We start from the raw sequence: 14,401 nt of genomic DNA on the forward strand, positions 1-14,401 counted from the left end.
GTCTCCGCCGGCGCCGGCGGCCGTCTCAGTTCAGCGACACTTGTCGCAGCCGGTGCCGAGACAGGGACCCTCTACGGCCCGCAACTGCGTGCGATCGCGACGTGGCACGCGACTTGCGGTCCCGGCGGCAACGTGCCCGCGCGGGCCGCGAAGCGGAGTTCGCCATGATCGATCCAGTCCATTTCAAGCACGGCATGCGGCGCCTCGCCGCCGGCGTGTCGGTGATCACCACCTGCGAGGACGGCCAGCCGCACGGCTTCGTCGCCACATCCGTGACCTCGGTCGCCGCCGATCCGACGCCGACCCTGCTGGTCTGCGTCAACCGCTCGGTGTCCTGCCACGACGTGATCGACAAGTCCGGCTCGTTCTGCGTGAACCTGCTGGCCGAGCCCGACCTCGAGCTCGCCAAGGCGTTCAGCTCCGGCCGGGACCGGCACCTGCGCTTCAGCACGCATGAATGGCGCCCGCTCTCGACCGGCGCGCCGGCGCTGGCCAGCGCGCTGGCGAGCTTCGACTGCGTGCTGACCGAGCGCATGTCGGTGCACACGCACACCATCTTCCTGGGCAGCGTGGTGGATATCGTCCTGCCCGACGGCCCGCTCCACCCGCTGATCTATGCCGGCGGGCAGTTCGACACGCTGGGCTCGCGCATGCGGGCCTGATGCGCCAAGCCGGCCTGACGCATCAGGCCGGCCGGGGGCGCGGGCGGCTCAGCCGGCCGCGGCCAGTTCCAGATTGCGGTTGAACCGCAGCGCCAGCAGCGTGCACAGCGCGCCCGAGAGCAGGTAGGCGCCCGAGGCCCCGAGCCCGAAATGGCTGGAGAGCAGCAGCGCCACCAGCGGCGCGAAGCCGGCGCCGAACAGCCAGGCGAGATCGTTGGTCAGCGCCGAGGCGGTGTAGCGGAAGCGGGGCGCGAAGTTGGTCGCCACCACGCCCGAGGACTGGCCGAACGAGATCCCGAGCAGGCTGAAGGCGAGCACCATGAACACCGTCTCGCCGACCACGCCGCCGGCCAGCAGCAGCGGCGCGAAGCCGCTGAAGATGGCGATTGCCAGCGCCGAGCCGCCGAGCAGCGTGCGCCGCCCGATGCGGTCGGCCACCGTGCCGGAGACGACGACCGCGATCAGGCCGCAGAACGCCGCCATCGCCTCGATCAGCAGGAAGCGGGTCGGCCGCTCCGGGGTGAACAGGAACACCCAGGACAGCGGGAACACCGTCACCATGTGGAACAGCGCGAAGGTGGCGAGCGGCGCGAAGGCGCCCACCAGGATGCCCTTGCCCTCGGCGCGCACCGTGTCCGACACGCGCTGCGGCTCCAGGTCGCCGCTCTCGAACAGCTTCTTGTATTCGGGCGTCACCGCCATGCGCAGCCGCGCGAACAGCGCCACCACGTTGATGGCGAAGGCGACGAAGAACGGGTAGCGCCAGCCCCAGCTGAGGAAGTCGGCCGCGGTGAGGCTGCCGAGGAAGAAGGCAAACAGCGCACTGGCGATGATGAGGCCGATCGGCGCGCCGAGCTGCGGCAACATTGCGAACCAGCCCCGCCGTCCCTCCGGCGCGGTGATCGCGAGGAGCGGGGCGAGCCCGTCCCAGGTGCCGCCCCAGGCGATGCCCTGGCCGATGCGCAGCGCCGCGAGCAGCCAGATCACCGCCGGGCCCAGGCTGTCATAGGAGGGCAGGAAGGCGATCACCACGGTCGAGGTGCCGAGCAGGAAAAGCGCCGAAATGAGCTTGGCGCCGCGCCCGTGCTGCCGGTCGATCGCCATGAAAAGCGTCGTGCCGAAGGGCCGCGCGACGAACGCCAGCGCGAAGATCCCGAAGGAATAGAGCGTGCCCGTCAGGGGATCGACGAAGGGGAAGACCAGCTTCGGAAACACCACCACGGAGGCGATGGCGTAGACGAAGAAGTCGAAGAACTCCGAGGCGCGACCGATGAGAACGCCGACCGCGATCTCGCCCGGATGCACATCATCGTCATGCGCATGAATTCGCCGCGGATCGTGCGTAAGCGTAGAGGTCGATGTCGTCATAGATCTTACCGAAACTGGAATAAATATAACTCTTATCAAGATGCCTATGCGGGCATTCCGATTCCGTCCGACACGGTTATCACCCCCGGCCCCCGAGGGGGATGCGACACTTCGACGTGGTATGCCAGACTTGATATTTCGATTGCTGCGGTGCAGCTATGCCTACAGCGATCCGATATCATAGGTGTACATTCCGTTGCGTCGCCTTCATCTTCTCGCATTGCTTCCGCTGACGCTCGCTCTTGGTGGCTGCAACTTCGTCGTTCTTGACCCTACGGGTGACGTTGCTGCACAGCAGCGTGACCTTCTGGTCGTGTCCACGCTGCTCATGTTGCTTATCATCATACCGGTGATGGCCCTGACGGTGTTCTTCGCCTGGAAGTACCGCGCGTCCAACACCGAGGCCCGCTACGAGCCGAACTGGAGCCACTCCACCCAGATGGAGCTGGTCATCTGGGCCGCGCCGCTGGTGATCATCATCTGCCTCGGCGCCCTCACCTGGATGGGCACGCATCTGCTTGACCCCTATCGCCCGCTCGACCGGCTCGCGGCTGACACCGTGGTGCCCGGCGACGCCAAGCCGCTGGAGGTCGAGGCGGTCGCGCTCGACTGGAAGTGGCTCTTCATCTACCCCGAACAGGGCATCGCCACCGTCAACGATCTCGTGACCCCGGTCGGCCGCCCGCTGCGCTTCCACATCACCTCCTCCTCGGTGATGAACGCCTTCTACGTGCCGACGCTGGCGGGAATGATCTACGCCATGCCGGCCATGACGACCGAGCTCAACGCGGTCGCCAACGCCCCGGTCGAATCGCGCGGCTTCTCCAGCAACTATTCCGGCGCCGGCTTCTCCGGCATGAACTTCCGCTTCCGCGCGGTCGACGATGCCGGCTTCGAGGCCTGGATCGCCAAGGCCAAGCAGGGCACCGACCAGCTCACCCGCGCCGCCTATCTCGAGCTGGAGCGGCCGAGCCAGAACGTGCCGGCCCGCTACTTCTCGGACGTTGACCCGACCCTGTTCAACGCCATCGTCAACCTGTGCGTCCAGCCGGGCAAGATGTGCATGAGCGACATGATGGCGATCGACGCCAAGGGCGGGCTCGGGCTGGAGAGCGTGTCGAACACGCTGCCGCTCAACTATGACAAATATGCCCGCCGCGGCACCGTCTTCGGCGGTCCGGCGAGCTATGTCATAGGCGTGTGCTCGCCCGAGGACATGGCCGACATGCAGATGGGCCGCGCGCCCGCCGCGCCGATCGCGCCCGAACTGCGCGAGGCGGTGCACGGCGCCGGCCTGCCGCTGCCCGGCCTGTTCTCGCCGGCGTCCACCTTCACCCCGATCCGACTGCCGTCGAGCGAGGCCCTCGCGGGCCCGCGCCGGCCCTCCAACTCCTGACGGCCCCCATGAACGAGACACAAGCCATCGAGCCGAGCTTCCTCCTGGGCCGGTTCACCCTCGAGGCCATCCCCTATCACGAGCCCATCCTCGTGGTGACCTTCATCGCGGTCGCCATCGGCGGCATCGCGGTGCTGGGGGCGATCACCTATTTCCGCCTGTGGGGTTATCTCTGGAAGGAGTGGTTCACCAGCGTGGACCACAAGAAGATCGGCATCATGTACATGGTGCTCGGAACCATCATGCTGCTGCGCGGCTTCGCCGACGCCATCATGATGCGCCTGCAGCAGGCGCTCGCCTTCGGCGGCAGCGACGGCTATTTGCCGGCCCACCATTACGACCAAGTCTTCACCGCCCACGGCGTTATCATGATCTTCTTCGTGGCCATGCCGATGGTCACGGGGCTGATGAACTACGTCGTGCCGCTGCAGATCGGCGCGCGCGACGTCTCCTTCCCGTTCCTGAACAACTTCTCGTTCTGGATGACGGTGTCGGGCGCGATCCTGGTCATGACCTCGCTGTTCGTCGGCGAGTTCGCGCGCACCGGCTGGCTCGCCTATCCCCCGCTCTCGGGCATCGCCTACAGCCCGGATGTCGGCGTCGACTACTACATATGGTCGCTGCAGATCGCGGGCGTGGGGACATTGCTGTCCGGCGTGAACCTCATCTGCACCATCGTGAAGATGCGCGCGCCCGGCATGACCATGATGAAGATGCCGATCTTCACCTGGACCGCGCTCTGCACCAACGTCCTGATCGTCGCCGCCTTCCCGATCCTGACCGCGGTGCTCGCCCTGCTCGCCGCCGACCGCTACCTCGGAACCAACTTCTTCACGAACGACTTCGGCGGCAACCCGATGATGTACGTGAACCTGATCTGGATCTGGGGCCACCCGGAGGTCTACATCCTCATCCTGCCGTGCTTCGGCATCTATTCCGAGGTCACCTCGACCTTCTGCGGCAAGCGGCTGTTCGGCTACACCTCCATGGTCTACGCGACGGTGGTCATCACCATCCTGTCGTACCTGGTGTGGCTGCACCACTTCTTCACCATGGGCTCCGGCGCCAGCGTGAATTCCTTCTTCGGAATCACGACCATGATCATCTCGATCCCCACGGGCGCGAAGATGTTCAACTGGCTGTTCACCATGTATCGCGGCCGCATCCGCTTCGAGCTGCCAATGATGTGGACCATCGCCTTCATGCTGACCTTCGTCATCGGCGGCATGACCGGCGTGCTGCTCGCGGTGCCGCCGGCCGACTTCGTGCTGCACAACTCGCTGTTCCTGATCGCGCACTTCCACAACGTGATCATCGGCGGCGTGCTGTTCGGCGCCTTCGCCGGCATGAACTACTGGTGGCCCAAGGCGTTCGGCTTCAAGCTCGACGAGTTCTGGGGCAAGTGCTCGTTCTGGTTCTGGGTGGTGGGCTTCTACTTCGCCTTCATGCCGCTCTACGTGCTCGGCCTGATGGGCGTGACGCGGCGCCTGCGCGTGTTCGACGACCCCTCGCTGCACATCTGGTTCATCATCGCGGCCTTCGGCGCGGCGCTCATCGCCTGCGGCATCGCCTGCCTGCTGATCCAGATCGGCGTCAGCATCCTGCGGCGCGAGCAGCTTCGCGACACCACGGGCGACCCGTGGGACGCGCGCACGCTGGAATGGGCGACCTCCTCGCCGCCGCCGGACTACAACTTCGCCTTCACGCCGGTGGTGCACGACCTCGACGCGTGGTGGGACATGAAGGCCCGCGGCTACAGCCGTCCGCTCGCCGGCTTCAAGCCGATCCACATGCCCCGGAGCTCCGGCACCGGCCCGATCCTGGCGGCGATCTCCTTCGTCCTCGGCTTCGCGCTGATCTGGTACATCTGGTGGCTCGCCGCGATCGCCTTCGTCGCCCTGATCGGCACCGCGATCGGCCACACCTTCAACTACAACCGCGACTTCGACATCCCCGCCGATGACGTCGCCCGCACGGAGGACGCGCGCACCCGGCTGCTCGCGCAGGTGAACGCATGAATTCCGTCGTGACGACCGCCGACCAGGCGCCCGTCTTCTACGAGGTTGACGAGCACCCGCACCCGGAAGGCCACAGCACCTCGCTGGGCTTCTGGATCTACCTGATGAGCGATTGCCTCATCTTCGCGGCGCTGTTCGCGGTCTATGGCGTGCTGAGCGGCAATTTCGCCGCCGGCCCGGGGCCGAAGGAGCTGTTCGAGCTGCCGCTGGTGGCGCTCAACACCACCATGCTGCTGTTCTCCTCCATCACCTATGGCTTCGCCATGCTGACGATGGAGAAGGACCGCGTCGCCGCGACCCAGGCCTGGCTCGTCGTCACCGCGCTGTTCGGCCTCGCCTTCCTCGGCATCGAGCTCTACGAGTTCCACCACCTCATCGCCGAGGGCGCGACGCCCCAGCGCAGCGCGTTCCTGTCCGCCTTCTTCACGCTGGTGGGCACGCACGGGCTGCATGTCACCTTCGGCACCATCTGGCTGGTGACGCTGATGGTCCAGGTCGCCCGGCGCGGGCTGATCACCGCCAACAAGCGCCGGCTGATGTGCCTGTCCATGTTCTGGCACTTCCTCGACGTGATCTGGATCGGCGTCTTCACCTTCGTCTATCTGATGGGAATGGTGCGATGAGCGCTCACGACACCACCGCCGGTCCCGCGCACGACGACACCGGCGCCCTCTCGCCCGTCCATCACGGGCACGAGGACCACGGCGCCGAGCCGCACGGCTCGCTGCGCAGCTATCTCATCGGTTTCGGCCTGTCGGTCGTCCTCACCGCCATCCCGTTCTGGCTGGTGATGACCGGGGTGCTGGGCAACGCGACCGCGACGGCGCTGGCCATCATGGGCTTCGCCGCCGTGCAGATCGTGGTGCACATGATCTACTTCCTGCACATGAACTTCCGCTCCGAGGGCGGCTGGACCATGCTGGCTCTGGTGTTCACCCTGATCCTGGTGGTGATCACGCTCGCCGGCTCGCTGTGGGTCATGTACCACCTCAACACCAACATGATGCCCGGCGCCTACGAATCGAGACCGATGCCGTGAGCCATGCGCCTGCCGGGGCGCGGGGGGAGACGACGATGCCCGCGCGGGACCCGCTCCCGCGCCGAGGACGGGGACTGCCGCTGGTCCTGTGCGCGCTGTTCGCGCTCGTCTTCACCGCGCTCGGCGTCTGGCAGGTGCAGCGCCTTTCCTGGAAGCTCGACCTGATCCACCGGGTCGAGACGCGGATCCACGCCGAGCCGGGCCCGCCCCCCTCGCCGGCCGCCTTCACGCCCGACGACGCCTATCGCCGCGTGCGCCTCACCGGGCATTTCCTGAACGGGCGCGAGACGCTGGCGAAGGCGGTGACCGAGTTCGGCGGCGGGTTCTGGGTCGTCACGCCCTTCGTCACCGACGAGGGCTTCACCGTGCTGGTAAATCGCGGCTTCGTCCCGCCCGAGCGGCGCTCCCCCGACAGCCGCGGGCCGGCGCCGGACGACGCGCCCGTGAGCGTCACTGGGTTGATCCGGCTCACCGAGCCCGGCGGCGCCTTCCTGCGCTCCAACGATCCGCAGGCCGGCCGCTGGTACTCGCGCGACGTCGCCGCCATCGCAAGCGCCCGCGGGCTCGGCACCGTCGCGCCCTATTTCGTCGATGCCGAGGCGGCGCCGGGAGGCACCGGCTACCCGGTCGGCGGGCTCACCGTGGTGCGCTTCGCCAACAACCATCTCAGCTACGCGCTGACCTGGTTCGCCCTCGCCGCCATGAGCGTCGCGGCGGGCGTGCTGGTCTGGCGCCGCCGGATCTGACCGGCCGGCGCACGGCGTTCCGTCAGCGCGGCTCGCGGGCGTCGAATTCGGCCCGCCGGGTGTCGATTTCGGACAGGTGCTCCCTCACCCAGCTCCCCAGCCGCATGCCCTCGGCGGCGAGCGAGAGGCCGAGCGGGGTCAGCTTATATTCGACCTGCGGCGGCACGGTGGGGTGGACCGTGCGCGTCACCATGCCGTCGCGCTCGAGCGCCTTCAGCGTCCGGGTCAGCATCTGCTGCGAGATGCCCTCGACCGCGCGGCGGATGCGGTTGAAGCGCAGCGGCCCGTCATTGAGCGCCACCGCCACCCGCAAGGTCCAGCGGTCGCCGATCCGGCCCAGAAGCTCGCCGATCTGCGTACATTCATGGTGCGATGGCGTCATGTCGGTCATATCCATATGACCTCACCTCAAAAATATGCGTTCTTGTGAGATCTGCCGGGGCTTCGTACCTCCATGTGGACACGTTTTCACATGGACCTACCCGATGAAACTCCTGCACATCGATTCGAGCATCCAGGCCGATTCGTCCGCCAGTCGAGCGATTACCTCCGAGATCGTCAAGCAGTTCCGCGCGCGCGATCCCGGCCTCGAGATCGACTATCGCGACCTCGCCGCCGCGCCGCTGCCCCATCTCTCCTTCGCCGGCCTCGCCACACCCGAAGCGCAGGCGGTGCTGGAGGACTTCCTCGCCGCCGACATCGTGGTCATCGGCGCGCCGATGTACAATTTCACCATCTCCAGCCAGCTCAAGGCGTGGCTCGATCACATCCTGATCGCCGGCCGCACCTTCAGCTACGGGCCGGAGGGCGTCACCGGCCTCGCCGGCGGCAAGCGCGTCGTGGTCGCGCTCTCGCGCGGCGGGCTCTATTCGGAGGGAATGCCGGGCGCAGCGAACGAGCACGCCGAGACCTATCTGCGCGCCGTGCTGGGCTTCATCGGCATCGCCGATCCCGAGTTCATCGTCGCCGAGGGCGTCGCGCTCGGCCCGGACCAGCGGCAGGCGGCGCTGGAGGCCGCGCTCGCCCGCTCCGCGCCGGTCGCCGGCAGCGTGCTGGCGCGCGCCGCCTGAGAACGCACCGGCGCCCCGCTCCCGCGCATCGTCGTGCCGGGAGCGGGGTTCGGCTCAGAAGCCGAAATCGCTGAGGCCGGGGTGCTCGTCCGGGCGCCGGCCGAGCGGCCAGTGGAACTTGCGCTCGCTCTCCGGGATCGGATGCTCGTTGATGGAGGCGAGGCGCCGGCGCATCAGCCCGTCCGCGTCGAACTCCCAGTTCTCGTTGCCATAGGCGCGGAACCAGGTGCCGCTGTCATCGTGGAACTCATAGGCGAAGCGCACCGCGATGCGGTTGCCGGTGAACGCCCACAATTCCTTGATCAGGCGGTAGTCGAGCTCGCGCGCCCATTTGCGGGTGAGGAAGGCGACGATCGCCTCGCGGCCGTTGACGAATTCGGCGCGGTTGCGCCAGGCGCTGTCGACCGTATAGGCCAGCGACACCTTGGCCGGGTCGCGGCTGTTCCAGCCGTCCTCGGCGAGGCGGACCTTCTCGGTCGCGCTCTCTTCGGTGAAGGGGGGAAGGGGCGGACGGGACATGGGCTGTTTCCTTCAGCTTCAACGAATGCGGGCCGCAGCACGCTGCGACGGCCCGCTCGCGCTCAGGGACGGGCGGGCGCGCTCAAGCCGGCGAAATCCTCCTCGGAGAGCGCGATCGAGGCCGCCGCGACGTTCTCCTCCAGATGCGCCCGCTTCGAGGTGCCCGGGATCGGCAGCATCACCGGGCTGCGCTTCAGCACCCAGGCGAGTGCGATCTGGCCCGGGCTCGCCGCGTATTTGTGGGCCAGCGCGTCGACCACGCCGCCGGGACGGGCGAGATCGCCCGCGGCGAGCGGGAACCACGGGATGAAGCCGATGGCGTTGCGCTCGCAATAGTCCAGCACCGCCTCGCTGGCGCGGTCGGCGAGGTTGTAGCGGTTCTGCACCGTGGCGACGGGGAAGACCCTGCGCGCCGCCTCGATGTCCTCCACCGAGACCTCGCTGAGGCCGGCGAAGCGGATCACGCCCTCGTCGAGGAGCTGGCGCACCGCCGCGAACTGCTCGTCGCGCGGCACCGCCGGGTCGATGCGGTGGAGCTGCCACAGGTCGATCCGCTCGACGCCGAGCAGTTCGCGGCTGCGATGGGCCTGGCCGATCAGGTAGTCGGGCTTGCCATTGGGCGTCCAGACGCTCGGCCCCGGCCGCAGCAGCCCGGCCTTGGTGGCGACGAACAGCCCCTCATAGGGATGCAGCGCCTCGCGGATCAGCTTCTCCGAGACTTCGGGGCCGTAGGAATCAGCGGTGTCGATGAAGTCGACGCCGAGCTCGGGCAGCGCCTTCAGCGTGCGCAGCGCCTCGGCGCGGTCGGCGGGCTCGCCCCAGATGCCGGGGCCGGTCAGGCGCATGGCGCCGAAGCCGAGACGATGGACCGCCCGCTCGCCGCCGATGCGGAACGAGCCGGCGGCGGAAGCACTGATGGCGGAGGTGGGGGAAGCGGAGGTGGGAGACATGAAGCACCCTTGATGTCGCGGTCGAACGGACAGAATTGCTGGCCGCAAGGTACTCCTTTCTGCCGCCCTGTCTTCCCGATCCGAACGTGCCGCGACGCCAGCAAGGGCAACGCCGGAATCATCTCTTCGTGTACGCGAACACTATCGCGCGCGGTGCCATGTTGGGCTGCCCGCCGACCGGATGCGGTTTTTTCTCGATCCCGGCGTCACCCTGCGCGGTTAAGATGGCGGGAAACGTCGCTGACGTCCCGCAGCGAGGAGGGCCGCATGAGCCTGCGCAAGAAATTCGTCGTCGAGCCCGGCACCCGGATCAGGCTGAAGGACGTCGACGCCTCCTTCCACGGCGACTACGCTTCCGCCGAGCACGCGAAGGCGGACCTCGCGCGCAACGTGGCACGCCTCGCCGAGCTGCAGCAGAAGCTGTTCGCCGAGAAGAAGCACGCGCTGCTGGTGGTGCTGCAGGGCATCGACGCCGCCGGCAAGGACGGCACCTGCTGGCACGTCATGGCAGCGATGAACCCGCTCGGCACCTATGTGAAGAGCTTCAAGCAGCCGACAGAGCAGGAGCTGCGCCACGATTTCCTGTGGCGCGTGCATCCCTTCGCGCCCGGGCTCGGCCAGGTCGCGGTGTTCAACCGATCGCATTATGAGAACGTGCTGGTGGTGCGCGTGCACGAGCTGACGCCGAAGCCGGTCTGGTCGACCTATTACGACACCATCAACGCCTTCGAGACGACGCTCGCCAATGCCGGCGTCACCATCCTCAAATTCTTCCTCTACATCACGCCCGAGGAGCAGCTCGAGCGCTTCCGCCAGCGTCTCGACGACCCGGCGCGGCAATGGAAGATCAGCGAATCCGACTACACCGAGCGCGCCTGCTGGAACCAGTATATCGACGCCTATGAGGACATGCTGGAGAAGTGCTCGACGGCGCACGCGCCGTGGTATGTCATCCCCTCCAACCACAAATGGTTCCGCAACCTCGCCGTCTCCAGCATCATCGAGGCGACGCTCGACGACATGAAGCTGCAACTGCCCGAGCCGAGCGTCGACATCGACGAGATCCGCCGCAAATACCATCAGGCGGCGAAGGAAGGTTCGCCGCAGTGACCGTAAATAGCCGGCTAAGGACGAGCCCGCCGGCCCCTCACCGCCGCTTCAGCGCGTCCATCAGCGCGGCGCCGAGCGCGCCCTGCGGCTCGCGTGCTGGCGCCTTGGCGGGCGGGCGGCCGCCGCCCGGCTTGCCCCGCTCCTCGCGGGCGCCGCGCCCGGGCGCGTCCCGCCCGGCCGGCCCGCCGGCCTCGCGGCGCATGGAGAGGGCGATGCGCTTGCGCTTCAGGTCGATGTCCAGCACCCGCACCTTCACCACGTCGCCGACCTTCACCACCTCATGGGCGTCCTTCACGAAGCGGTCGGCGAGCTGGGAGACGTGCACCAGCCCGTCCTGATGCACGCCGATGTCGACGAAGGCGCCGAAGGCGGCGACGTTCGTCACCGTGCCTTCCAGCTCCATGCCGGGCTTGAGGTCCTTCATCTCCGAGACGTCCTCGGCGAAGGTCGCGGTGCGGAAGGCCGGGCGCGGGTCGCGGCCCGGCTTCTCCAGCTCGGCGATGATGTCGCGCACCGTCGGCAGGCCGAAGCGCTCGTCGGCGAAGGCGCGCGGGTCCACCGCTCCCAGCGCCGCGCTGTCGCCCATCAGCGTGCGCAGGTCGCGCCCGCAGGCGGCGACGATCCGGCGCGCCACGCCATAGGCCTCGGGATGCACGGCCGAGGCGTCGAGCGGCTCGGAACCGTCGCGGATGCGCAGGAAGCCGGCGCACTGCTCGAAGGTGCGCGGGCCGAGCCGCGCCACGTCGAGAAGCTGGCGGCGGCTGGCGAAGGGTCCGTTGGCGTCGCGATGCGCCACCACCGCCTCGGCGAGCGAGGCGCCGAGCCCCGACACCCGCGCCAGCAGCGAGGCGGAGGCGGTGTTGAGGTCGACGCCGACCGCGTTCACCGCGTCCTCGACCACACCGTCCAGCGCGCGCGCCAGATGGTACTGGTCGACATCGTGCTGGTACTGGCCGACGCCGATCGACTTCGGCTCGATCTTCACCAGTTCGGCGAGCGGGTCCTGCAGCCGCCGTGCGATCGAGACCGCGCCGCGCAGCGAGACGTCGAGGCCGGGGAACTCGGCGGCCGCCGCCTCCGAGGCCGAATAGACCGAGGCGCCGGCCTCCGACACCACCACCTTGATCGGCTTGGGCGGCGGCATGTCGGCGAGCATCTCGGCCACCAGCTTCTCGGTTTCGCGGCTGCCGGTGCCGTTGCCGATCGCCACCAGCTCGACGCCGTGCCGGCGGATCAGGTTCGCGAGCTCGCCCTGCGTGCCGCGCACGTCGTTCTTCGGCGGGAAGGGATAGACGGTGGACGTCGTCAACAGCTTGCCGGTGCCGTCCACCACCGCCACCTTGACGCCGGTGCGGATGCCCGGATCGAGCCCCATCGTCGCCCGCGAGCCGGCCGGCGCGGCGAGCAGCAGGTCCTTGAGGTTGCGCGCGAAGACGTTGATGGCCTCGGTCTCCGCCCGCATCCGCAGTTCGGTCATGAGGTCGATCGACAGATGGAGCGCCAGCTTGACCCGCCAGGTCCAGCCGGCCACCTCCATCAGCCAGACATCGGCCGGCAGCCGCGCGCCGATGTCGTAGGCCTCGGCGATCATCCGCACCGCCGGCTTCACCGGCGCGGGATCGTCCGCATCCGCCTCGATCTCCAGCGCCAGCACCTCCTCGTTGCGCCCGCGCAGCATGGCGAGGGCGCGGTGGCTCGGGACGTTCGCCCAGCGCTCCACATGGTCGAAATAGTCGGAGAACTTGGCGCCCGCCTCCTGCTTGCCGTCGACCACGCGCGCGCGCAGGCTGGCATTGGCCTTCAGGTAGCCGCGCAGCCGGCCGATCAGCTCCGCGTTCTGCGCGAACTGCTCGGAGAGGATGTCGCGCGCGCCCTCCAGCGCGCTCTTCGCGTCCGGCACCTCGTCGGTGATATAGGCCTTGGCGAGTTCCGCCGGCACCTGCGCGCGGTCGGCCAGGATCGCCTCGGCCAGCGGGCCGAGGCCGCGCTCGCGGGCGATGTCGGCCCGGTTCCGGCGCTTGGGCTTGAATGGCAGGTAGATGTCCTCGAGCTCGGCCTTGGTCGCCGCGCCGGCGATCGCCGCCTCCAGCTCGTCGGTCAGCTTGCCCTGCTGGCGCACGGATTCGAGGATTGCGCCGCGCCGCGCCTCCAGCTCGCGCAGATAGATCAGCCGCTCGCCGAGCAGGCGGAGCTGGGTGTCGTCGAGCCCGCCGGTCGCCTCCTTGCGGTAGCGCGCGATGAAGGGAATGGTGGCCCCCTCGTCGAGCAGGGCGATGGCGGCGGCGGCCTGCGGGGGACGCGCGCCGATCTCGTCGGCGATCTGGCGGGCAAGGCGGGCGGCGAGGGAAGAGCTGTCGGTCATGCGCAACACGGAATCGCTTCGGGAAGCGAGACCATAGTCAGCCCGGCCCGCCCGCGCCACGCCCCCCGACCCGGGCACCGCCGGCCTGTGGGCAGCGCCCTCGCCGTGGACGGCGCGCCGCGCCGCCGCGCCTCACGCGGGCCGGAGTCCCGGCACCCGCGCGGGCCGCGCCCTCCTCAGAGCAGCGACTTCCTCAGAGCAGCGACTTGGGCAGCATCATGTGGATGCCCTTGTTGCCGTCGACGAGCTGCGTCACCCGCAGGTTCCCCGCCAGCGAGCAGAGCATGTAGGCCTGGTTGCGCGAGAGATTGGTGCGCTCGCAGATATGCTTGACCATCTGGCGCGTCGCCTGCTTGGCGGCGTCGTCGAGATCCTCGTCGAGGCCGATCGAGATGAGATGGGTCGCGCTCTCGGCGAACGGCCAGTCGAGCTCCATGTCCTTGCGCAGCGTCAGCCGGAAGGTGCCGGTGACGCCGGTCTCCAGCGCGGTGATGCACACCTCGCCGTCACCCTGCACGCCGTGGCCGTCGCCGGCGAAGAACAGCGCGCCCTCGTTGAACACCGGCAGGTAGAGCGTGGTGCCCGCGCGCAGCTCCTTGTTGTCCATGTTGCCGCCGAAGGCGCGCGGCACCGGCGAGCCGCAGCGCCCCCAGGCCGGCGGCGGGGCGGTGGCGATGATGCCGAAGAACGGGTCGAGCGGGATCTCCGTGCCCCAGGGCATGACGCAGACATTGCGCGCATGGTCGACCACCGGGTGGATGGTCTCGTAGTCGGTGAAGTCGTCCGGCAGCGTGCCGAGCAGCGGCAGGATGGAGACGAAGCCCCAGTCCTGGCGCACCTTCACGTCGAGGATGTCGACCTGCAGCACGTCCCCGGGCCGGGCGTCCTTCACGAATACCGGGCCGGTGATGAAGTGCGGGCCCGCGCCCTGCGGCAGCGTGTCCAGCGCCAGCGCGTAGTCCTCGGGAACGGGAAGGTTGTCGGGCAGCGTCTCCTTGCCGCCGGCGGGGAAGGAATGCAGCGTCACCACGTCGCCGGAGCTCACCTCCAGGATCGGCGGGGTCGAGCTGTCGAGATAGCCCCAGACCATGTTTTCCGGCGTGGAGGGGATTTCAAAGCGGCGCGACATGCGTAACTCCCGATGCGGTGGGCAAAAAACGA

14 protein-coding genes are annotated in these 14,401 nt (G+C 68.4%); 8 read left to right on the forward strand and 6 right to left on the reverse strand.

From position 1 onward, the window contains the following. Positions 1–164: 164 nt before the first annotated feature. Positions 165–662: a flavin reductase family protein gene (locus NVS89_RS11565; RefSeq protein ID WP_258732903.1), complete on the forward strand. Its 498-nt coding sequence runs from the start codon at positions 165–167 to the stop codon at positions 660–662. 48 nt (positions 663–710) lie between these two features. Here the strand turns inward: NVS89_RS11565 and NVS89_RS11570 are convergent, their stop codons facing one another. Continuing rightward, complete coding sequence (locus NVS89_RS11570) at positions 711–2,030, reverse strand: MFS transporter (RefSeq protein ID WP_258732904.1); 1,320 nt, start codon at positions 2,028–2,030, stop codon at positions 711–713. Between the two features lie 196 nt (positions 2,031–2,226). Here NVS89_RS11570 and cyoA point away from each other — a divergent pair, with 196 nt between their 5' ends. The 5 genes from cyoA to NVS89_RS11595 are packed head-to-tail and all read left to right on the forward strand — an operon-like array spanning position 2,227 to position 7,229. Next, entirely contained in the window at positions 2,227–3,426 is a 1,200-nt protein-coding gene (cyoA, locus tag NVS89_RS11575; RefSeq protein ID WP_258732905.1) for a ubiquinol oxidase subunit II, read from the forward strand. 8 nt (positions 3,427–3,434) lie between these two features. Beyond that, positions 3,435–5,444, forward strand: a complete 2,010-nt coding sequence (cyoB, locus tag NVS89_RS11580) for a cytochrome o ubiquinol oxidase subunit I (protein WP_258732906.1) — start codon at positions 3,435–3,437, stop codon at positions 5,442–5,444. Continuing rightward, positions 5,441–6,067: a cytochrome o ubiquinol oxidase subunit III gene (gene cyoC / locus NVS89_RS11585; RefSeq protein WP_258732907.1), complete on the forward strand. Its 627-nt coding sequence runs from the start codon at positions 5,441–5,443 to the stop codon at positions 6,065–6,067. Before cyoB ends, cyoC begins: the two co-directional genes overlap by 4 nt. Next, positions 6,064–6,483, forward strand: coding sequence for a cytochrome o ubiquinol oxidase subunit IV (gene cyoD, locus NVS89_RS11590; protein ID WP_258732908.1), 420 nt, complete (start codon positions 6,064–6,066; stop codon positions 6,481–6,483). Before cyoC ends, cyoD begins: the two co-directional genes overlap by 4 nt. A 35-nt stretch (positions 6,484–6,518) precedes the next feature. After that, positions 6,519–7,229, forward strand: coding sequence for an SURF1 family protein (locus NVS89_RS11595; RefSeq protein WP_258732909.1), 711 nt, complete (start codon positions 6,519–6,521; stop codon positions 7,227–7,229). 22 nt (positions 7,230–7,251) lie between these two features. Here NVS89_RS11595 and NVS89_RS11600 read toward each other — a convergent pair whose 3' ends face one another. After that, on the reverse strand, positions 7,252–7,626 hold the full coding sequence (locus NVS89_RS11600; RefSeq protein WP_309486538.1) for a winged helix-turn-helix transcriptional regulator: 375 nt from the start codon (positions 7,624–7,626) through the stop codon (positions 7,252–7,254). An 88-nt stretch (positions 7,627–7,714) separates the two neighbouring features. Between NVS89_RS11600 and NVS89_RS11605 the strand changes: the two genes are divergently transcribed. After that, a complete protein-coding gene (locus NVS89_RS11605; protein WP_258732910.1) occupies positions 7,715–8,299 on the forward strand; it encodes an FMN-dependent NADH-azoreductase in 585 nt (194 codons plus the stop codon). Between the two features lie 54 nt (positions 8,300–8,353). Here NVS89_RS11605 and NVS89_RS11610 read toward each other — a convergent pair whose 3' ends face one another. Further along, positions 8,354–8,818 carry a nuclear transport factor 2 family protein gene (locus NVS89_RS11610; RefSeq protein WP_258732911.1) on the reverse strand — a complete coding sequence of 155 codons (465 nt, stop codon included), beginning with the start codon at positions 8,816–8,818 and terminating at the stop codon, positions 8,354–8,356. A 62-nt stretch (positions 8,819–8,880) separates the two neighbouring features. Further along, a complete protein-coding gene (locus tag NVS89_RS11615; RefSeq protein ID WP_258732912.1) occupies positions 8,881–9,768 on the reverse strand; it encodes an aldo/keto reductase in 888 nt (295 codons plus the stop codon). Positions 9,769–10,035: 267 nt separating this feature from the next. Here NVS89_RS11615 and NVS89_RS11620 point away from each other — a divergent pair, with 267 nt between their 5' ends. After that, a complete protein-coding gene (locus NVS89_RS11620) occupies positions 10,036–10,878 on the forward strand; it encodes a polyphosphate kinase 2 family protein (protein WP_258732913.1) in 843 nt (280 codons plus the stop codon). A gap of 37 nt (positions 10,879–10,915) precedes the next feature. Here NVS89_RS11620 and NVS89_RS11625 read toward each other — a convergent pair whose 3' ends face one another. Beyond that, a complete protein-coding gene (locus NVS89_RS11625) occupies positions 10,916–13,240 on the reverse strand; it encodes a Tex family protein (protein WP_258732914.1) in 2,325 nt (774 codons plus the stop codon). A gap of 193 nt (positions 13,241–13,433) precedes the next feature. Further along, positions 13,434–14,369, reverse strand: coding sequence for an acetamidase/formamidase family protein (locus tag NVS89_RS11630; RefSeq protein ID WP_258732915.1), 936 nt, complete (start codon positions 14,367–14,369; stop codon positions 13,434–13,436). Positions 14,370–14,401 lie beyond the last annotated feature (32 nt).

The sequence above is a fragment of the Ancylobacter mangrovi genome, from assembly GCF_024752355.1.
Classification (GTDB): Bacteria; Pseudomonadota; Alphaproteobacteria; order Rhizobiales; family Xanthobacteraceae; genus Ancylobacter; species Ancylobacter mangrovi.